The sequence below is a fragment of the Streptomyces sp. 6-11-2 genome, from assembly GCF_006540305.1.
Lineage (GTDB): Bacteria > Actinomycetota > Actinomycetes > Streptomycetales > Streptomycetaceae > Streptomyces.
The window spans coordinates 6,514,338-6,533,748 of the sequence record NZ_BJOR01000001.1 but is presented as its reverse complement, the minus strand read 5'-3'; the positions used below and the strand labels follow the sequence as shown (position 1 = coordinate 6,533,748).

Sequence of the window (19,411 nt, the reverse complement as noted above, 5' to 3'; positions counted from 1 at the left end):
CTCGAAGGAGATCAGGTGACCGGGGTGCCGACGGCGCTGCCGGGCCACACCCGGGCCCAGCCGGTGCGCGCGGTGCCGTCCGGGGTGGTCCAGCGCACCTTCCCCCACACCCGGAGGGTGGTGCCGGGAGTCCCGCCGGTCCCGGCGGACGAACCGGGCACCTGCTCGGTGACCCGCGCGACCGTGGACGTCCGCGCGAGGGGTTCGAGGGCCATGGCCTGCTCCGCGCCCCTGGCAGCCGTCCATCCGGCGAGCACCCCGGCAACAACCGCGAGCACCCAGGTGCCGAGCACGATCCAGGCCTCCACCATGTCGGCGCGGCGTTTGAGCGGATTGCGGCGCCACCGCCACAGCCACACCTTCGGACCACGGAGCGCCATCGACGGCATCCTCCTCACGAGCGCACGGACCTGCCGGACCGCCCTCCCATACGGCGGAGGGCTCCCCGATGCTCACGCCGGGTTCCCCGCCCCGGCCCTGCCATGGGTGCCGCGACCCGGCCGTCCCCGGCTCCCACGGCGGGCGCGTTCGGTTGCCGTCTCCCAGCCATGCCGCTGTGACCTGGGACGACGCCGATACGGAGAGGGCTGTCAGTGGTGGGGTGCACACTGGCCGGTGTCCAGGACAAAGACGTCCGGACGAAGACCTCGCGGAGGTGATCGGCATGACCGAGGTACTGCTCGCCGTGGGCACGCGCAAGGGCTTGTTCGTCGGGCGGCGGCGGGACGGCGTCTGGGAGTTCGACGACAGTCCCCACTTCAACGCCCAGGCCGTGTACTCGGTCGCCATCGACGTCCGCGGCTCCGTCCCGCGGCTGCTGGCCGGCGGGGACAGCGCGCACTGGGGCCCCTCGGTGTTCCACTCCGACGACCTGGGCCGCACCTGGACCGAGCCGGCCCGCCCCGCGGTGAAGTTCCCCAAGGACACCGGCGCCTCGCTGGAGCGGGTGTGGCAACTGCACCCGGCCGCCGCCGAGCCCGACGTGGTCTATGCGGGCACGGAACCGGCCGCGCTGTACCGCTCGGAGGACCGCGGAGAGAGCTTCGACCTGGTCCGCCCGCTGTGGGAGCACCCCACCCGGTCGAAGTGGGTGCCGGGCGGCGGCGGTGAGGGCCTGCACACCGTGGTGACGGACCGGCGCGATCCGCGGGCGGTCACGGTCGCCGTGTCCACCGCCGGGGTGTTCCGCACGGCCGACGGCGGAGTGAGCTGGACTCCGGCCAACTCCGGGGTGTCCGCCGTGTTCCTGCCGGATCCGAACCCGGAGTTCGGCCAGTGCGTGCACAAGGTCGCGCAGGACGCGGAGAACCTCGACCGGCTGTACCTGCAGAACCACTGGGGCGTGTACCGCAGCGACGACGGGGGTGCGCACTGGACGGACATCGGTGCGGGCCTGCCGTCGACGTTCGGCTTCGCCGCGGCCGCCCATCCGCACCGCGGCGACACCGCGTACGTCTTCCCGATCAACGCGGACGCGGACCGGGTGCCCGCGGGCCACCGCTGCCGTGTGTTCCGCACCGAGGACGCGGGCCGGAGCTGGGAGCCGCTCGCGGCGGGCCTGCCCTCGGAGGACCATTACGGCACGGTGCTGCGGGACGCGTTGTGCACGGACGACGCGGACCCGGCCGGCGTCTACTTCGGCAATCGCAACGGGGAGGTGTACGCGTCGGCGGACGACGGCGACACCTGGCGGCAACTGGCCTCGCACCTGCCCGACGTGCTCTGCGTGCGCGCGGCGGTCATCGGTTGAGAGGAGCTCCTACTCCTTCAGGCCCACCGCCGCGACGGCGTGGCCCTGATCGCGGGTGATGTCCGCCGTACCGGGGTCCGGGTGCCAGTCGGCGGACCTGACCAGGCCGGGCTCGACCAGACGCAGCCCCCGCAGCAGGCCTCCGATGTGCTCCGGCGAGCGCAGGTGGTACGAGTTGGCGGACTGCGCGTTGTAGGCCGTGATGGCCGAGTTGAGCCTGTCGCTGGTGTCCGTGCCGTCGCTGAAGGCCACGTAACTGCCGCGGGGCAGCGCGTCGATCAGCTCGGCCACGATCCGCTCGGGCTGCTCCTCGTCCGGGAGCTGCCCGATGATGCCGAGCAGGATCAGGCCGATGGGCCGGTCGAAGTCCAGTGTCTGCGCCGCATGGGCGAGGATCTTCCGCGGATCGCGCACATCGGCGTCGAGGTAGGCGCACTCGCCCTCGGGCGTGCCGCGCAGCAACGCGTCGGCGTGGACGAGGACGATGGGGTCGTTGTCGACGTAGACGATCTTGCTGTCGGGTGCGATGCTCTGGGCGACCTCGTGCGTGTTGTTCGCGGTGGGCAGCCCGGTGCCGATGTCGAGGAACTGGCGGATCCCGACCTCGCCCGCCAGGTACCGCACCGCCCGCGCCAGGAAGCTCCGTTGCTGACGTGCGATCGCCGCGATCTCGGGGAACATCCGCAGGATCACGTCGCCGGTCTCGCTGTCCGCCGGGTAGTGGTCATTGCCGCCGAGCAGGTAGTTCCACACGCGGGCAGAGTGGGGTCGATCCGTCTGCAGTGTGCTTTCCCAGTCGCTTCGATCAGCCATGGGGAGAGCATCGCACACGGGACCGCCGGCATGATCAACTTCTGTGCCGGCGGCCGTCGTTGTCAGCAGGCCCGGCCCGCGGCCGCGAACTGGCTTTCCCGGCCGGACCGTTGACCACGGCCGGGCTCCTCACACGTCGCGGGCGGTCAGGACCTAGGGCAGCCGCCAGTCCACTGGCTCGGCCCCCTGCCGTTGGAGGAGATCGTTGGCCCGGCTGAACGGGCGCGAGCCGAAGAAGCCCCGGTCCGCGGACATCGGCGAAGGGTGCGCCGACTCGATCGCCGGATACTCGCCGAGCAGGGGGCGCAGGTTGCGCGCGTCCCGCCCCCACAGGATCGACACCAGCGGCCGTTCCCGCGCGACGAGGGCACGGATGGCCTGCTCGGTGACCTCCTCCCAGCCCTTGCCCCGGTGGGCGCCCGGCTTGCGCGGGGCCGTGGTGAGCGCCCTGTTGAGCAGCAGTACGCCCTGCTGGGTCCACGGGGTCAGATCACCGTTGGAGGGCCTGGGCAGGCCCAGATCCGAGTTCATCTCCCGGTAGATGTTCTCCAGGCTGCCCGGCAGCGACCGCACCTGCGGCGAGACCGCGAAACTCAGGCCGATCGCCATTCCCGGCGTCGGATAGGGGTCCTGACCGACGATCAGGACCCTTACGTCGTCGAAGGGTTGCTGGAACGCCCGCAGGACGTTCGCTCCCGCCGGGAGATAGGTCCGGCCGGCCGCGACCTCGGAGCGCAGGAAGTCACCCATGCCCGCGATACGCCCGGCCACCGGTTCCAGGGCCTTCGCCCAGCCGGCCTCTACTAGTTCATGCAACGGTCGTGGTGCCACGCCGCGTCACTCTAGCGGCCCACACCGACAGCCCGTGCCCGCGGACCGGCCGCTGCGGGGCGGCGTCCGCGGCGCTAGTCTTCCTCCTCACCAACGTCATCGAGCCGGTCGGGCGGATCGCGCAGCCGGCCGTCAGGGGGGAGGGGAACCCGGTGCGTCCAGTGCCCGAGCCGCTCCCTCGCGAGCACCGCGCCTCCCCGTCCTCCTCCCCCGCGTCGGCGGACCCCGTCGGGGACGGGGTGCTGCCGTGACCGGGGACGCCCAGGCCGGTACGGCCGGATTCCTCGCCGTGGACTCGGGCGGCTCCGGGCTCCGGGCCGTCGTCGGTGTGCCCGGGCGCGGGCCGCTGGCGCGAGGGGAGTCCGGTGAGCCGGTGCGCACCGGCCCGCGGGGCATCGACCCCGGACATCTCCTGGAGCAAGTGGTGCCCATGGCCCGGGCGTTGGCCACCGAGGCCGGAGTGGGGCGGCTGGAGACCGCCGTACTGGGGGCAGCCGGGCTCGCCACCTTGGGCGACGCGCTGCGCGCCGTACTGCCCGGCGCGCTGGCACGGCACCTCGGCGTGCGCCGGGTCGCGCTGGCCGCCGACGCGGTCACCGCCTACGCCGGCGCGCTGGGCCCTCGTCCCGGCGCCGTCGTCGCCGCCGGGACCGGGCTGATCGCGATCGGCACCGACCTCATGGGCTGGCGGCGCGCGGACGGCTGGGGGCATCTGCTCGGCGACTGCGGCAGCGGAGCCTGGATCGGACGGGCCGGCCTGGAGGCCGCGCTGCGCGCCCACGACGGCCGGGACGGCGGCTCGGCGCGGCTGCTGGCCCGCGCCGAGGAGGCGTTCGGGCCGATGGCGGAACTGCCCGGCAGGCTCTACCCGCGCTCCGACCGCGCCGCCGTCCTGGCCTCCTTCGCACCCGGGGTGGCCGCCTGCGCGGACGGCGACCCCGTCGCGGCCGGTGTGCTGCGCGCGGCCGCCCGGCACATGGCCGAGTCCGCCGCGGCCGTCTGCCCGCCCGGGGGAGAGCCGCTGCTCGCCCTCACCGGCGGCCTGTTCAAGCTGGGCGACCCCCTCCTCGTGCCACTGGAGAGGGAACTCTCCGAGCGGCTCCCGCACGCACGGCGGGTGCGCGCCGAGGGCGATCCGCTGCACGGCTGCGTGCGCATCGCGACCGACCTGGCCAGAGACGTCCTCGCCCTGCCGGGTGATGAGAAGTTGCTGTACGTACCACCCCCAGAAAGGGATTGATCCCCCACATCCGCATCTGCCGGACAAGTACGGCGATGGACCGGCCGAGTTGTCCCCATCCGGTCCGATGGGGCCACATCGGCGCTTGACATCCGTACGTAACTCATCAGACAAAACCGGACGGATACCGCTCACCTGCACCCTCCCCGAACAGGGGCGCCCCGGAAGCCAGTAACATGCGGCGCCATGAGCTCCCCCACTGGGCCCGCGCCCGGCCTACCAGTACGAATGCCGCGCCCCCGCCAGCCCGGACGGCACCGCCGACCCGAACCGCTGGCGGCGCCCGAGGGCGCGCCCGCGCTCGTCCTCGCGGTGCCGGGCACCCCTGGCGACGCCACGCGGGGCCTCGCCGAGGAGGTCGTGAGCATCGCCCGCTCCGAGCTGCCCGGACTCGACGCCCGGATCGGCTACCTGGACGGGGACGACGCGGACCACCCCACCGTGCAGTCCGTCCTTACCCGTGCGGCCGAGGAGCGGACCGCCCGCTACGAGCAGGCCGTCGCCGCCGGCGCGGACGTCAAGGAGCCCGACGGTCCGGTCGCGGTCGTCGTGCCGCTGCTGGCCGGTCCGGACAACGCGCTGCTGCGCCGGATCCGCCAGGCCGTCATGGACAGCCGGGTCGCCGCCGAGCTGACCGATGTGCTCGGCCCGCACCCGCTGCTCGCCGAGGCACTGCACGTCCGGCTGTCGGAGGCGGGTCTGGCCCGTGCCGACCGCGCCCGCCTGTTCACCGTGGCCACCGCGGCCGACGGGATCATCCTGGCCTCCGTGGGCGGTGAGGAGGCCGTGCAGGCGGCCGGGATCACCGGCATGCTGCTCGCCGCCCGCCTCGCCGTGCCGGTGATGGCGGCCGCTCTCGACCAGGACGGCTCGATCGCCTCCGTCGCCGAGCAACTGCGGAACGCCGGCTCCCAGCAGCTCGCCCTGGCGCCGTACCTGATCGGCCCGGAGATCGAAGCGGAGCTGATCGAGGCCGCCGCCGAGGAGGCGGGCTGCGCCGCCGCCGAGGCGCTCGGCCCGTACCCGGCGATCGGCAAGCTCGCCCTGGCCAACTACACGACGGCTCTGGGCATCGCCCCGCAGCAGCCGCAGAGCACGCCGGCCCGCTGACGCCCGCAGTCCTACTCCGTACGACCAGGGGCCCGCTCCTCACCAGCCGAGGAGCGGGCCCTTCGCCATGCCGATCACGCCGCCGGCCGGACCATCAGGGCCGTCGGTGTCGTTCGTGCCGTCGGGGGCGCCCGGCGCCCGTGCGCGTATTCAGCCGAAGACCACGCAGGACGCCGCCGCCACCTCGACCGCGCCGGCTCGCGCGGGCAGCCCCGTCGTCTCGTCCACGGCGAACCAGGTGACGTTCCCGGAGCGTTCGTTGGCGACGTACAGGAAGCCGTCGGACAAGGTCAGCGCCCGGGGCCAGTGGCCGCCGCACGGCACGCTGCCGACCAGCCGCAGCCGCTCCCCGTCCGCCTCGACCGCGAACGCGGACAAAACGTCCTCGCCGCGCGTCGCGGTCCACAGGAACCGGCCGTCCGGCGCGACCGCGATCCCCGAGGGGTAGGCGTCGCCGGCCGGGGTGTCGGGCAGGACCTGGTTCTCGGTCAGGGACTTGAGCGAGCCCTCGGCGGCGTCCCAGCGGCAGACCGTGACGGTGGGCGTCAGTTCGTTGACGACGTAGGCGTACGCGCCGTCCGGGTGGAACGCCAGGTGGCGGGGCCCGGAGCCGGGCCGCAGGGCGATCTCCCGGTGTACGGCGAGCCGCCCCTCCGTCAGCGTGCACACCCGGACCGAGTCGGTGCCGAGGTCCACGCTGACGGCCCAGCGGCCACTCGGGTCCGGCTGGACCTGGTGGGCGTGCGGACTGCGCTGGCGGCGCTCGTGCGGGCCCGAGCCGGTGTGCCGCAGCACGTCCGAGGCGGCCGGGGCGAGGCGCCCGTCGGCGTGGACGGGAACGGCGCTGACGCTGCCGGAACCGTAGTTGGCCGTCAGGACGTGCCCGTCGAGCAGGCTCAGGTGGGTGGGTCCGCTTCCGCCGACGCTCACCGGCGGGCCGGTCAGCTCGACCGTCTCACCCTTCACGCGGTAGGCCGCCACGGCGCCCTCGGCCGTCTCGCTCACCGCGTAGAGCGTGCCGCCGTCGCGGGACAGGGCCAGGTACGAGGGGTCGAGGACGCCGTCGACGCCGCTGAGGACGGTCAGCGCCCCGCCGTCCTCGGACACCGCCGCGGTGACGACCCCGGGCCCTCCCGCCGCCGTGAACGACCCGATGAACGCCCGCCGCCTGCCGCCGTGTGCCACCACCGGTTCCCCTCTCCGTCGTCCCGTCCGAGCGACGGTAGCAGTCACCCCCTCTAGGTCTAGACCAAGTTGGGACGTGGCTCGCGACGTGCCGTCGGCCTCACGCACCGACCAGCGGCGAACCCGACGGCGCCCGCAGAGGCGTGGCCAGTTCCGCCAGGGCGTGTTCCAGGGCGTGGAGGTGCGTGAGGGCGGCTTCCGCGGCCGTGGGCCGGGGGTGGGCTGGGGCGACCCGCGGAGCGGCGTCCACGCCGTCGTCGACGAGGGCTTCCACCGCGAGTTCCACGCGGCGGCACGCGGCGGCCAGCCGCTCGTCGTGGGAGGCCTCCGGGTCGGCGGCGACGGCGACGAGGCCGCGGACCTCGCGGGCGCAGTCGTCGAGCAGGGCGAGCACCTGCCGGGCGCGCCGCATGCGGCCGCGCATCGGGTTCAGCGGGTGCACGAGCGGGGCGACGGAGAGCCGCACCCGGCCGAGCAGCTGTTCGAGTTCGGCCACGCGGGGCGCCGGGTCGGCGCCGGCGGTGCCGGCCAGCCGGGCCGCGGCCTCGGCCGTGCACGTGTGGACACAGCGCAGGGCCCGCTGGATCCAGGCGTCCGTGACGGCGTGGGTGGTGACGGGCAGCACGAACAGCACGGCCAGCCAGGCGCCGAGCGCGCCGACGGCCGTCTCCCCGATCCGCAGGGCGAGCAGTCCGGGAACCCCCGGGACCCCAAGAACTCCGGGTCCCCCGGAAACGAGGACGCCGAGAAGGCCGTAGAGCGCCGTGGCGAGCAGCGTGACCCAGAGCATCATCCAGGTGTAGGACACGGCGGCCGTGTAGAAGATGCCGTAGACGCTGACGGCGACCAGGACGGCGGTGGGGAACGCGGCCCCGTGCAGCGGGACGACGACCAGGGCGGCCAGAGCGATGCCGAGCACCGTGCCGAGGACCCGGCGGAAGCCGCGGACCAGGGTCTCGCCCCGCGAGGCCGTGTTCACGAACACCCACCAGGTGGCGCCGACGGCCCAGTACCAGCGCTCCCCGGACACCATCTGACCCACGACGAGGGCGAAGCCGGCGCCCGCCGTCGCCTGCACGGCCTGCCGGGTGGTCACCCGCTCCAGTCCGCCGCCGCCGAGGACGGCGGGAGCGGCGGCGGCGGGCAGCCGGCGTTCGTAGCACCACACTCCGAAGCGCACCACCGCCGCGGTGAGCACGGACAGCAGGACGGCGGCGGACACCTCGGCCAGCCGCCCGGTCGTGGTGTGCAGGAACTGCGCCACGAAGAAGGTCATGAACGCGAACACGCCGAGACTGTGGCCGCGCGGCCCCCAGCGGCGCGCGTACACGCCCGCACCGACCACGGCGAGGAAGGCGAGGTCGCGTGCCACGGGGTGGTCGTGCAGTCCGGCCGCGACGGCGAGCACGGGCAGTCCGGCGACCGGCAGCAGCACGGTGGTGACGAGTTGTCCGCGGACCGTGGGGTCGGTGACGGTGAACAGGGCGAGCAGCGCGGCGAGCCCGCCGGCGACGGCGCCCGGAAGGGAGTGTCCCGCCGCCCCGCAGACGGCGACCGCCAGGCCGATGCCGAGCACGGCCCTGGCGGCGAAACGCAGCCGTGTCCGCCCCGGGTCCGGAGCCACGAACACCCTCTTCAGCACTGCTTACCGCCCCCCGTGGAAGACACCTGGATCGCCGGGCGACACCGGCATGAGAAAGGCGCCGCGGAGATCCGCAGCGCCATCGACGTGTCCATGAGAGCATCACCGGCGCCCCTGGCTCAAGCGAACCGGACAGCGCTGGGCCATTGGCACATTCGGACATCTCGTCGACGTGCAGGCGGAGAGCCAATGGACTACGACACCTGGCCCATCCGGACGGCGTCCCGGTGAGCCATTGGTACAGTCAGGGGCGATCACCGACTTGGGAGGAGACCCGCGTCGTCATGGCCGTGGACGAACTCGACACCCGCATCCTGCGGCTGCTTCTGGAACAGCCGCGCACCAGCGTGCGGGAGTGCGCCCGCGTGCTCGGTGTCGCCCGGGGCACGCTCCAGGCCCGCCTCGACCGCCTCGAACGGGACGGCGTGATCACCGGCACGGGTCCCGCCCTCTCCCCCGTCGCGCTCGGCCACCCGGTCCTGGCGTTCGTGCACATCGAGGTCACCCAGGGGCACCTGGACGACGTCGGGGACGCGCTGGCCGCCGTACCGGAGATCGTCGAGGCGTTCTCGATCACGGGCGGAGGCGACCTGCTCACCCGTGTCGTGGCACGCGACAACGCCCATCTGGAGGACGTCATCCAGAAGCTCATCAGCCTGCCGGGCGTGGTCCGCACCCGCACGGAGGTGGCGTTGCGCGAACGTGTCCCGTACCGGCTGCTGCCGCTGGTGGAGTCGATCGGCCGCAGCGCGCGGAAGTGACGCGGGGCGGCTACGCCCCGCGGCCCGGCCTGCCCCGTCCGCCGCTCCTGCCGCCGCCCGAGCCGCCGGAGCCGCCGCGCCGGTTGCGGGCCGCGGAGCCGCCCGCACGGCCGGTCGCCCGGCCGGAGTGGCCCGACGCCTGGCCCGTACGGCCGTCCGCCTTGCCGCCCGTCTTTCCGCCGGCCTTTCCGCCGGCAGCGGGCTTGCGGCGGGTTTCCGCCGCCCCTGCACGGCGGTCCTTGCTCCGGGACTGCTCCTCGGGCTGGGCCTGGGTGCGGCCCCGGGTGCTGTTCACGGTCCGGCCGCGGACGATCCCGATGAAGTGCTCCACCAGGTCGGTGTGCGCCTCCTCCGGCCAGCACAGCGCGATGCTCGACTGCGGGGCATCGGTCACCGGCCGGTAGGTGAGGTCCCTGCGGTGGTGGAGGCGGGCCAGCGACTGGGGCACGACGAGCAGCCCGATTCCGGCCGCCACCAGCTCCACGGCGTCACCCGTGGTGGCGGGGCGCTCGAAGGCCTCCTCGCCGGGTGGCCGTTCCCAGCCGAGGACGTCGTCGAGCGGGTGGAGGACGACCTCGTCGGCCAGGTCCGCCACGGACACCTCGTCCACGGCGGTCACCAGGTGGTCCTTGGGGACGATCACCACCGTGGTCTCGCTGTAGAGGGGGATGGCGCTGAAGTACGTACGGTCCACCGGCAGGCGTACGATCCCCGCGTCCGCCGCGCCACCGCGCAGCACCTCGGCCGCCTCGGCGGCCGGAACCTGGACGAGGTCGAGGGGGACGTCCGGCAGGCGCTCGTTCCAGATGCGCACCCACTTGGCGGGCGTCGCCCCGGGGACGTACGCGAGCCGGAACGAGGCAGATGCATCCGAGCCGGTCACGCCGCCAGGTTACCCGGCGTGGTCGGCCCCCTCGTCCGCGGTCGATAGTCTGGACACCATGAAGTCGCACCAGACCGCCCAGACGATGAAGCCCGCCACCGCGGCGAAGAAGCTGGGTGTGTACCTCCCCGCCACGCCCGCCGAGTTCCAGGAGGGCGTCGTCTCGCGTGCCGAGCTCAACGAGCTCCAGGCCGATCCGCCCGAGTGGCTGCGGGAGCTGCGACGCGACGGCCCCCACCCGCGCCCGGTGGTCGCGGCCAAGCTGGGGGTGTCCATCTCCGGTCTTGCGCGCGGCGGGGTCACCGAGGCCCTGACCACCGAGCAGATCGAGGCGCTGAAGCAGGAGCAGCCCGAGTGGCTGGAGAAGGAGCGCGCCACGCAGGCCGAGGTGCGCAAGGAGACGGCACGCCTGAAGCAGCGCGCCGCCGAACGCGCCGAGGAGGACGCGGAGCAGGCGCCGGGCCACTGACCTGCCGACGGAGGCCGGTGGCGGGGAAATGCGTGGACGGCGTCCCGCCCCGCCCGGCAAAGTGGCCCCCGTGACGAGCAGCGAACTGTGGAGCCGCGAAACCGCCGAACGCTACGACGCCGGGGAGGCTGAGAGGTCCTCGGCCGCCTTCCTCGGGCCGACTCTCGACTTCCTCGCCGAACTCGCCGGTGACGGGCGGGCGTTGGAGTTCGCCATCGGGACCGGGCGGGTCGGCGTCCCGCTCCGGGAACGCGGCGTGCACGTGGTGGGCATCGAACTGTCCGAGCACATGGCGGCGGTCCTGCGGCGCAAGATCGACGAGGACAGGCTCCCGGTCGCCCTCGGGGACATGGCCACGACCACCGTCCCCGGCGAGTTCAGCCTGGTCTACCTCGTCTACAACACGATCACGAACCTGCTCACCCAGGACGAGCAGGTCGAGTGCTTCCGCAACGCCGCACGCCATCTGTCGCCCGGCGGCCGGTTCGTCATCGAGCTGGGCGTGCCGCCGCTGCGGTTCCTGCCACCCGGGCAGATCGCGGTGCCGTTCGACGTCTCCGACCGGCACCTCGGCTTCGACACCTTCGACCTCGTCGAGCAGATCCTCGTCTCGCACCACTTCAGCCGTGACGGCGAGGACGGCCGTTACCGCCGCACCGGCTCCCGGCACCGGTACGCGTGGCCGGCGGAACTCGACCTCATGGCGCGGATCGCGGGACTCGAACCGGAACGGCGCGTCGCCGACTGGGACGGGGCGCCGTTCGCCGAGGACTCCCCGAAGCACATCTCCGTGTGGCGCAAGCCGTCCTGAGATACCCCTGCCCCGTCTTCCTGGTCCCGCGGGAGTGTCATGAATCAGGTGTGATCTTCCCCGAAGGAGTCACCTGATGAGTACGACGACGGATCACCGGATCGAGACCCTGGGCAGCGTGTCGCTTGCCGTGGCCGACGGCAGTGTCCAGGGTGCCGACGTGAAGTCGATGCCGGTGTCGCCGAACGGTCTGTCCAGCGAACTGCTGGAGGAGCTGGCCGCGCTCGCGGCCGAGAAGGTCCGCGGGGAGGGGCTGAGACTGATGGGCGAGGGCGGGCTGCTGCCCGAACTGGCCCAGCATCTGATGCAGGCCGCCCTGGAGGCCGAGATGGACGAGCACCTGGCCGCCGAGGCCGGCCGGGTCGGCGGGCGCGGATCTCGCTCGGGCGGCAACATGCGCAACGGCTACCGGGCCAAGAAGGTGATGACGGAGGTCGGCGCCGTGACGGTGCAGGTCCCCAGGGACCGGCTGGGTACCTTCCGGCCCCGGATGCTGCCCGTGTACGCCCGCCGCACCGGCGCGCTGGACGACCTGGTGATCTCGCTGACCGCGAAAGGCCTGACCTCGGGCGAGATTGTCTCCCACCTCGCCCAGACGTACGGAATGACGACCACGAAGGAGACCATCTCCACGATCACCGACAAGGCCCTGGAATCGATGGCGGAATGGCGCACCCGCCCCCTCGATCCGGTCTACCCGGTCGTCTTCATCGACGCCGTGCACGTCAAGATCAGGGACGGTCACGTCGCCAACCGGCCCATCTACGTGGCCATCGCGGTCACCACCGACGGCTACCGCGAGATCCTCGGCCTATGGGCCGGGAACGGAGGGGAAGGCGCCAAGTACTGGCAGACCGTCCTGACCGAAATCAAGAACAGAGGCGTCCGGGACGTGCTCATGCTGGTCTGCGACGGACTGAGCGCCCTGCCCGACGCGGTGAACACCGTCTGGCCCCAGACCGTCGTGCAGACCTGCGTGGTCCACCTCATCCGCGCCAGCCTGCGCTATGCCTCCCGCCGCGACTGGGCCGACGTCGCCCGCGACCTCAAGCCCGTCTACACCGCCGTCAACGAGGAAGAGGCCCGTGCACGGCTGGCCGACTTCGACGCCACCTGGGGCAAGCGCTACCCGTCGATCGCGGGAACCTGGGAACGGGCCTGGAGCGAGTTCGTGCCCTTCCTCGGCCTGCCCGACGCGATCCGGCAGGTCGTCTACACCACCAACGCGATCGAGTCCCTCAATGCCCGCTACCGGCGGGCGGCCCAGGCCTGCGGGCACTTCCCCAACGAGCAGGCCGCCCTCAAACGCCTCTACCTTGCCACCATCGCCCTCGACCCCACCGGCCGCGGCCGCCAGCGCTGGAACAACCGCTGGAAGTCCGCTCTCAACGAGTTCGACGTCCTCTTCGACGGCCGGCTCACCGCCGGAAGAGTGTAGGCCGAACAGCCCACCGAACAACTCGTAGGCCAAACAGACGAATCACACCTAATTCCTGATAGACCCGGTCCCGCTTCCCGCGACTGTTCAGAGGCTGCCGGCGACGCGGAGCGCGTCGCCGGTGTCCAGGCCGACACGGGAGGCCAGGGCGAGGGCGTCGTCGAAGGTGACGTCGTCTCCGGCAAGGCGGACGGCGGCCAGCGCGGGTGGGACCTTGCCGTGGTCGAGCAACGTGGTCCACTGCCGGCGGCCAAGCGCGAGGTAGCGCAGGTTCACGAGGTCGGCGAGGACGGTCAGGTCGGCTTTCCCGGCGCCGGAGAGGTCCAGGCCGTGCAGGTTGGGGGCGCTGCTCAGGGGCGTGAGGTCGGCCGGAGCGGCGGTGTTCAGGTCGAGCGACGCGAGGTGGGGGTGACCCGCCAGCGCGGTGAGGTCGCCGCCGGCGAGGCTGACGCGGACGGACTCGACCGGCAGGTCGCGCAGGGGCGTCAGGTCGGCGGTGGTGGAGCGGTTGAGGTGCAGGCGGCGCAGACCGGGGGCGGCGGTGAGCGGGCCGAGGTCGACGGTGCCGGTGGCGTCGTTGACGTGGATGGCCTGGAGGGTGGGCGGAACCTCTTCGGGGATACCGCCGATGATCTGCCGGGTGCCGTTGTCGCAGCCGGGCCGGCGCAGGGAGATGTGGTCGTCGTCCGTCTCGTAGGCGCCCTGCTCCAGCAGTTCCAGGTGCTGCCGGAGCAGCGAGGTGAGGGAGTCGGCGGCGTACACGGGGCCGTCGTCGTAGTCACGGCCTGTGGCGATGACCTGGCCGGGCCGGCCGTCACGGGCGGGCGACACGTCCACGGCGAGGTAGTTGCCGTCCTCGCCGCTGGCGAAGCGGATCCAGCCGGGGTGGCCTCCGCAGCGGCGGACGGTCTCTGCGGGGGCGGTGTCGAACACCACGGCGTCCCATTCCAGGTCCCAGCCGAACCAGGGACGGTCCTGCCACTCGCGTGAGTCGGTGTACTCGCCGACCAGGCTCGCCAGCGGCAGCCAGGCGTAGTTCTCGATCAGGTAGCGGTGCCGGTACCCGATGCCGTCCCCGTCGGCGATCAGGTACAGCGCGCGCAGGTCGGCGGGCAGCGGGCGGCCGATACGGCGTTCGGCGTCGTCGAGCGCGGCCTCGGTGACGGGCGGGGGCAGTTCCTCGGCGTGTCCGAGGACGGCGGCACGCCGCTCGAGGTAGGCGCGGAACGTCGCCGCTGCCAGTTCCGGATCGCCCGCGGGGGCGGCCGTGCCCGCCTGCTGGCGCGTGCCCGGCTGTGGCAGGCGGTGGTCGGGGTCCAGGACTATCTCGTAACCGCCTCCCGGTCCGGACACGCGGCCGACGGAGTCCGTGAACACGACGAGCCGGTACTCGCCGGAGGGCCGGCAGTCCACCTCCCAGCTGACGGGATCCCAGCCGCGGTCGTCGCGCACCGCCTCCGCGAGTTCCGCCAGCCGGGAGTGCATCCGGGGCAGCCCCATGGGAGTACGCGGCCCGGGGACGATGTAGCCGCCCGTGATCCCGGTACCGCCGCGGCCCGCGTGGCCGGAGAGCACGGCCCGGGTCCATCCCTCCGGCGCGTTCCCGACGATCTGTTCGGCCATGCGGCGGGCCGTCTGCTCGACCATGCGCTGCTGCTCCCGTTCTGTGGAATACACCGCCATCCTGGCAGGGGCCACTGACAACGGGCGGCTGCGGGCGCACAGCGCCCCTGGTACCGACTACGGCGGGGCGCCGGCCGGGGACGGCGGCGATGCGGGGCGTCAGGCGGGAGCGACGGCGATGCGGAGCGCCGGAACTATCCGAGGAACGACAGACGTACCTGGCGGTTGGGGTTGTCCGTAGCCATGAAGGTCGAACAAGGACCTCGTGGGGCGGGCTCGTTGTCAACGCCATCAAGGGCTGGCCACATCCCAATCCCGGCAGCATCGACACGCTCACTATGGGCGCCCGTATGCCCGCGAGCTGCACCTCGGGCGTCAAGTCCGCCGCAGGCGACCGGCGCGTCGCGCACTGCCGCAGTGGAAGAAGGGCGGCATCGACAGCGCGGAGAACGGCGGCAGCTCCCTCGCGATCCCCAAGGTCGAGAAGAACAAGCAGCTCGCCCCAGGCGGGTGGGCATCGCTGCCTGGCCTTGCGTGAACGTCCTGGCCGGTTCGCGGTCATGAGCCGGCGCTGAATACGACCGCGCTCCCGCCCGGACGTTGTCGCCGGGTGGCAGCGCGATCGGTGCGCAGTCGGAGGGGATAGGTCAGGACCTCTACGCCTTGACGGTGCCCCGCTCACCGAGGTCGGGATTCCCGTCCGCGGGCGGGCCCGCGTCGGCATCGGCGAGGGCATCGGCGGGGGTGTCGGTGCCCGCGACGCGCTGCGGCAGTTTCGCCGCGATCGCGATCGTCACCACGGCGAGGGCTGCCGCGACGCCGAAGCCCAGTTTCATACCGCTCACCTGGGCGGGCACGGCGGCGACACCATCGGCGATCTGGCTGATGGTGCGCGACGACATCACGGTCACCATCAGCGCGGTGCCGAACGCCGCGGCGACCTGCTGCAGCGTTCCGAGAATCGAGCTGCCATGGGAGTACAAGTGCGAGGGCAGCGCGCCCATGCCGAGGGCGAAGACCGGGGTGAACGTCGCCGCCAGGCCCACCATCAGCAGCACGTGCAGACCCAGAATCTGCCAGTACGGCGTCGTCAATCCAATCTGTGCGTATCCGGCGAGGGCGAGCGCGATGCCGATCGAGCCGGGCAGCACCAGCGTCCGGCTGCCGAACCGGTCGAACGCCTTTCCGACGGTCGGTCCCAGCAGGCCCATGACCAGACCACCTGGCATGACCAGCAGGCCGGTTTCGAGCGGGCTGAGGCCGCGCACGTTCTGCAGATACAGCGGCAGCAGAATCATCGAGCCGAGCATCGTCAGGAAGCCGATGGCCATCAGGGCCAGGGACAGGGTGAAGGTGCCGTACCGGAGGGTGCGCAGGTCCATCAGCGGCGTACCGTCGCGCTGCAGCCTGAGCTGGCGGAGCGCGAAAACCGCGATGGCCGCGATACCGGCGGCGGCGATGCCGATGCCGAGCGTCCTGCGGTCGCTCTCACCGACCAGGCTCAGGCCGTACACCAGCCCGCCGAAGCCGAGCGCCGCGACGCAGACGCTGAACCAGTCGATGGAACTCGCCTGCTGCTCACCGACGTTCTCCAGCTTGCGCAGCCCGAACAGGGTCACCCCGGCCGCGATCGGCAGCACGACCACGAACAGCAGCCGCCAGGAGCCGGCCTGCAGGATGACCCCGGACACGGCGGGCCCGAGCGCGGGGGCCACCGACATCGCCAGGGTGACGTTGCCCATCACCTTGCCCCGGTTCTGCGCAGGCACCACGGTCATCAACGTGGTCATCAACAGCGGCATCATCACGGCCGTGCCTGCGGCCTGCACGACACGGCCCGCCAGTAGCACCGCGAAGGCCGGGGCGACGGCCGACACGACGGTACCCACGAGGAAGGTGCCCATCGCAAAGGCGTACGCCCGCCGGGTAGTGACCCGCTGCAAGAACCATCCCGTGACCGGAATCACCGCAGCCATGGTGAGCATGAACGCGGTGGACAACCATTGCGCCGACTGCTCGGTGATGTGCAATGAATCCATCAGCCGCGGGATCGCGTTGATCATGATGGTCTCGTTGAGGATCACCACGAACGTGGCCAGCACCAGCAGCCGCACCACAATAGGTGTGCCGCCGCCCGCCTCCGCAGCGGTTGGTCGTTCCGGAATCGCAGCTGACATGACAGCACCTCACTGGGGTTCCTGGTCGCAGTCGCCCCGTAGCCGAGGGTCGCCGGACTGGATGGTCGGTAGTCGCACCGATACAGACCGGCGGGCACACCAGAACTCATCGGCCGCCTGAGTGTGCCTCATCGCCGAGTGGATCACCCCCGAATTAAAGCGTGGTGCACATCGCGCCCTGAGGGGGCATCGACTGATCACCTGCATGATCCGATCACGAAGGTACGGGTCGGCAGCCGGCGCAGGGACCTGGCCTGGTCGGCAAGCTGCCGTAGCCGGGTGTGTGCAGCCGGGATGAGAGGGAGTGGGAGCAGCCGGATCCCGCCGAGGCCGCCGCGATGGCCGAGATCGGACTCCCCGACGAGGAGATCACCACCTGGGTGGACACCACCGCGTTCGGTGGTCAGAAGTTCGATGCGCTGGCCGCGCACGCCAGCCAGGGCGAAAACATCTTCTTCCTCAAGATGGGCCAGAAGAGGTTCACCGAGTTGATGGGCGTCGAGACCTTCGTACGTGTCCAGGACACCACCGGCGCGGCCGTGCCCGAGAACGACCTCTTCGCCGGACTACGCTGATCCGCCCGCCTTCCCGGTTCGAGCACGGCGGCCGCAACCCCACGCACCACACGTACCGAGAGATCATCTCCCGGCCGTGGCGCGCCTGGTGAAAGCAGTGATGGGCCGCGCAGTGAGCCGACTGGGCCGCTACACGGGGCCGCTTCTGATCATGCTGATCTCCGCCTCATGCGGATTCGTGATCGGCTTCGCAGTCGCCGCCGCCCCGAACGGCCCCTGAGCCCCCGTCCCTGCCGGAATCCCGCCACCCCGACAGCCGTAACACCAGGTCAGGCCCGGTACTGAGAGATCGAGCAATAGTCAAGACTTGTGGATGAGTTGACTGCGGTCAGCGTCTCCTTTGCTGCTTCAGGTTGGCCCGGGCGGTGTTGCGGATCCGCTTGGTGCGGCCGCGGTCGGCGAGGATCTCGAGGGCGGCGGCGTTCGACGCTTCGGCTGTTTTGAGTTGGAGCCAGTCGGATGAGTCGAGCAGGGCGTCCGGACGCCACGGTTGCCGCAGTGTGATGGCTCGGAAGAGGGACCATTCGCGCAGGCGTCGGGTCAGGAACGGATAGTGCGTAGTGGCCTGGGTCATCTTCTCGGCCCAAGATTCATAGGCGTGTCCGCAGTGGAGGTCAGCAGCCCGGCGGTCCAGGTGCCGCAGGACGGCGGACTGGGCCATCGTCTGGTCCGCGTCGGTGAGGACTTCGCCGACCAGGTCGACCTCGTCGGCCTCCGTGACCTGCTCAAGCTCGCTCAGGTAGTCCCAGAAGCGAAGGTGCTCGGCCGGCTCCTCCTGCGGCGTGTCGTGGTTCATGCGGCCTGGTCCTGTCGCTCGACCAGCGCGCCGTTCTCAAACGTGGCACCCGCCCGGACGAGAGGGACCAGGTGGGCGCCTGTGATCGAGCGCCAGCGGACCTGGGCGGACTCCACCAGCTTGAACACCATCGCCAGCGCCGCGGCCGGGCTGCCGGCCCCTCGGGTGACCTTGGTCCGCAGCTTGACCGTGGAGAACGTCGACTCGATCGGATTCGTGGTCCTCAGATGGACCCAGTGCTCGGCGGGGAAGTCGTAGAACGCCAGCAGCTCATCCCGGTCGTCGGTGATCTTCGCGACGGCCTTGGGCCACTTGGCGCCGTAGGTCTTCGCGAACGCCTCGATCGCCTTCTCGGCGTGGGCGCGGTCCTCGGCGTTGTAGATCTCCCGCATCGCCTTGGTCGCACCCGGCTGCGCGGACTTCGGCAGGGCGTTCGATACATTCCGGGCCTTGTGAACCCAGCACCGCTGGTGCCGGGCGGCGGGAAAGACCTCGGCCAGGGCGTTCCACAAGCCCATCGCGCCGTCGCCGACCACCAGCTCGGGGTCACGCATGCCCCGGCGGCGGCAGTCGCGCAGCAGGTCCGCCCACGATTCGGTGGACTCCCGCAGCCCCTCGGCCAGCGCGACCAGCTCTTTGGTGCCGTCCAGGCGGACCCCGAGCAGGACCAGCACGCACGAGTGCGCCTGGCCGAGCCGGACCTTGGGGTGCACCCCGTCAGCCCACACGTAGACGTAATCGGTCTGCGACAGGTCACGCTGCTGGAAGGCGGCGTGGTCGTCGCTCCACTGCCTGGTCAGCCGGGTCACGGTCGCCGGCGACAGGCCGGCCGCGCCGCCGAGGAACTGCTCCAACGCGGGCACGAAGTCCCCCGACGACAGACCGTGCAGATAGAGCAGCGGCAGCACCTCGGACACCTTCGGCGACTTGCGGCACCACGGCGGCAAGATCTTCGAGGAGAACCGCTTGCGCTCACCGGTCGCCTCGTCGACGCGCCGGTCGTTCACCCGCGGGGCCCTGACCTCGACGGGACCGGCCGCGGTGACCACGGTGCGGGGCCGATGGTGGCCGTTGCGGACCACCAGACGACGACCCGCCTCGTCGGTCTCGGCCGCCAACTCGGCTATGTACTGGTTGACTTCCGCCTCCAGCGCGGCGGCCAGCATCCGGCGTGCGCCTTCACGCACAATCTCATCGATCAGGGAGCCGGACTGGGTGGAGCCGTCGTCGGTGACTACGCTGAGCACGGGCGTGCCTTCCCGACCCGCGCTGCGAACGCGGGCCTACTCGGTGACCATCACAGGATC

The 19,411-nt window shown here is 71.9% G+C and carries 17 protein-coding genes and 1 pseudogene; 8 read left to right on the top strand and 10 right to left on the bottom strand.

Annotation, left to right across the window (positions count from 1 at the left end; genetic code table 11):
- Positions 1-11 precede the first annotated feature (11 nt).
- Positions 12-380, bottom strand: coding sequence for a hypothetical protein (locus TNCT6_RS29105; RefSeq protein ID WP_141363701.1), 369 nt, complete (start codon positions 378-380; stop codon positions 12-14).
- Positions 381-664: 284 nt separating this feature from the next.
- Here TNCT6_RS29105 and TNCT6_RS29100 point away from each other — a divergent pair, with 284 nt between their 5' ends.
- Positions 665-1,750 carry a sialidase family protein gene (locus TNCT6_RS29100; protein WP_141363699.1) on the top strand — a complete coding sequence of 362 codons (1,086 nt, stop codon included), beginning with the start codon at positions 665-667 and terminating at the stop codon, positions 1,748-1,750.
- Positions 1,751-1,759: 9 nt separating this feature from the next.
- Here the strand turns inward: TNCT6_RS29100 and TNCT6_RS29095 are convergent, their stop codons facing one another.
- Both TNCT6_RS29095 and TNCT6_RS29090 read right to left on the bottom strand, forming a co-directional pair.
- Positions 1,760-2,563: an SAM-dependent methyltransferase gene (locus tag TNCT6_RS29095; protein WP_141363697.1), complete on the bottom strand. Its 804-nt coding sequence runs from the start codon at positions 2,561-2,563 to the stop codon at positions 1,760-1,762.
- Between the two features lie 153 nt (positions 2,564-2,716).
- Positions 2,717-3,394 carry a uracil-DNA glycosylase gene (locus TNCT6_RS29090; protein ID WP_141363695.1) on the bottom strand — a complete coding sequence of 226 codons (678 nt, stop codon included), beginning with the start codon at positions 3,392-3,394 and terminating at the stop codon, positions 2,717-2,719.
- Positions 3,395-3,641: 247 nt separating this feature from the next.
- On the opposite strand from TNCT6_RS29090, the gene TNCT6_RS29085 reads away from it, so the two are divergent.
- Both TNCT6_RS29085 and TNCT6_RS29080 read left to right on the top strand, forming a co-directional pair.
- Positions 3,642-4,634, top strand: a complete 993-nt coding sequence (locus tag TNCT6_RS29085) for an N-acetylglucosamine kinase (RefSeq protein WP_141363693.1) — start codon at positions 3,642-3,644, stop codon at positions 4,632-4,634.
- A gap of 186 nt (positions 4,635-4,820) precedes the next feature.
- Positions 4,821-5,744, top strand: coding sequence for a sirohydrochlorin chelatase (locus tag TNCT6_RS29080; protein ID WP_141363691.1), 924 nt, complete (start codon positions 4,821-4,823; stop codon positions 5,742-5,744).
- 150 nt (positions 5,745-5,894) lie between these two features.
- Here TNCT6_RS29080 and TNCT6_RS29075 read toward each other — a convergent pair whose 3' ends face one another.
- Together TNCT6_RS29075 and TNCT6_RS29070 are read right to left on the bottom strand one after the other, a co-directional pair.
- Positions 5,895-6,929, bottom strand: coding sequence for a lactonase family protein (locus TNCT6_RS29075; protein WP_141366887.1), 1,035 nt, complete (start codon positions 6,927-6,929; stop codon positions 5,895-5,897).
- A 100-nt stretch (positions 6,930-7,029) separates the two neighbouring features.
- Complete coding sequence (locus TNCT6_RS29070) at positions 7,030-8,571, bottom strand: FUSC family protein (RefSeq protein WP_141363689.1); 1,542 nt, start codon at positions 8,569-8,571, stop codon at positions 7,030-7,032.
- A 284-nt stretch (positions 8,572-8,855) separates the two neighbouring features.
- Here TNCT6_RS29070 and TNCT6_RS29065 point away from each other — a divergent pair, with 284 nt between their 5' ends.
- Positions 8,856-9,332, top strand: coding sequence for an Lrp/AsnC family transcriptional regulator (locus TNCT6_RS29065; protein WP_141363686.1), 477 nt, complete (start codon positions 8,856-8,858; stop codon positions 9,330-9,332).
- Between the two features lie 10 nt (positions 9,333-9,342).
- Here the strand turns inward: TNCT6_RS29065 and TNCT6_RS29060 are convergent, their stop codons facing one another.
- Positions 9,343-10,215 (bottom strand): LysR family substrate-binding domain-containing protein, encoded by an 873-nt coding sequence (locus tag TNCT6_RS29060; protein WP_141363684.1) that lies wholly within the window; start codon positions 10,213-10,215, stop codon positions 9,343-9,345.
- Positions 10,216-10,273: 58 nt separating this feature from the next.
- Between TNCT6_RS29060 and TNCT6_RS29055 the strand changes: the two genes are divergently transcribed.
- The 3 genes from TNCT6_RS29055 to TNCT6_RS29045 all read left to right on the top strand — a co-directional run bounded on the left by TNCT6_RS29055 (position 10,274) and on the right by TNCT6_RS29045 (position 12,933).
- The gene (locus TNCT6_RS29055) at positions 10,274-10,684 is read left to right on the top strand and encodes a DUF5997 family protein (protein WP_141363682.1); all 411 of its coding nucleotides are present in this window, start codon (positions 10,274-10,276) and stop codon (positions 10,682-10,684) included.
- Positions 10,685-10,754: 70 nt separating this feature from the next.
- The gene (locus TNCT6_RS29050) at positions 10,755-11,495 is read left to right on the top strand and encodes a class I SAM-dependent methyltransferase (protein ID WP_172633078.1); all 741 of its coding nucleotides are present in this window, start codon (positions 10,755-10,757) and stop codon (positions 11,493-11,495) included.
- A 169-nt stretch (positions 11,496-11,664) separates the two neighbouring features.
- Complete coding sequence (locus tag TNCT6_RS29045) at positions 11,665-12,933, top strand: IS256 family transposase (RefSeq protein ID WP_141366885.1); 1,269 nt, start codon at positions 11,665-11,667, stop codon at positions 12,931-12,933.
- Positions 12,934-13,020: 87 nt separating this feature from the next.
- On the opposite strand, the gene TNCT6_RS29040 is transcribed toward TNCT6_RS29045, so the two are convergent.
- Positions 13,021-14,610: an SMI1/KNR4 family protein gene (locus TNCT6_RS29040; protein WP_253266257.1), complete on the bottom strand. Its 1,590-nt coding sequence runs from the start codon at positions 14,608-14,610 to the stop codon at positions 13,021-13,023.
- 602 nt (positions 14,611-15,212) lie between these two features.
- Positions 15,213-16,733, bottom strand: a complete 1,521-nt coding sequence (locus TNCT6_RS29030) for an MDR family MFS transporter (protein ID WP_141363678.1) — start codon at positions 16,731-16,733, stop codon at positions 15,213-15,215.
- A gap of 311 nt (positions 16,734-17,044) precedes the next feature.
- Here TNCT6_RS29030 and TNCT6_RS29025 point away from each other — a divergent pair.
- Positions 17,045-17,308: pseudogene (locus tag TNCT6_RS29025) on the top strand (GlcNAc-PI de-N-acetylase); the annotation flags it as partial.
- A gap of 328 nt (positions 17,309-17,636) precedes the next feature.
- Here the strand turns inward: TNCT6_RS29025 and TNCT6_RS29020 are convergent.
- Positions 17,637-18,104: a hypothetical protein gene (locus tag TNCT6_RS29020; protein WP_141355759.1), complete on the bottom strand. Its 468-nt coding sequence runs from the start codon at positions 18,102-18,104 to the stop codon at positions 17,637-17,639.
- A complete protein-coding gene (locus TNCT6_RS29015) occupies positions 18,101-19,351 on the bottom strand; it encodes an IS256 family transposase (RefSeq protein ID WP_141355757.1) in 1,251 nt (416 codons plus the stop codon). The genes TNCT6_RS29020 and TNCT6_RS29015 overlap by 4 nt, the downstream gene beginning before the upstream one ends.
- Positions 19,352-19,411: the final 60 nt, after the last annotated feature.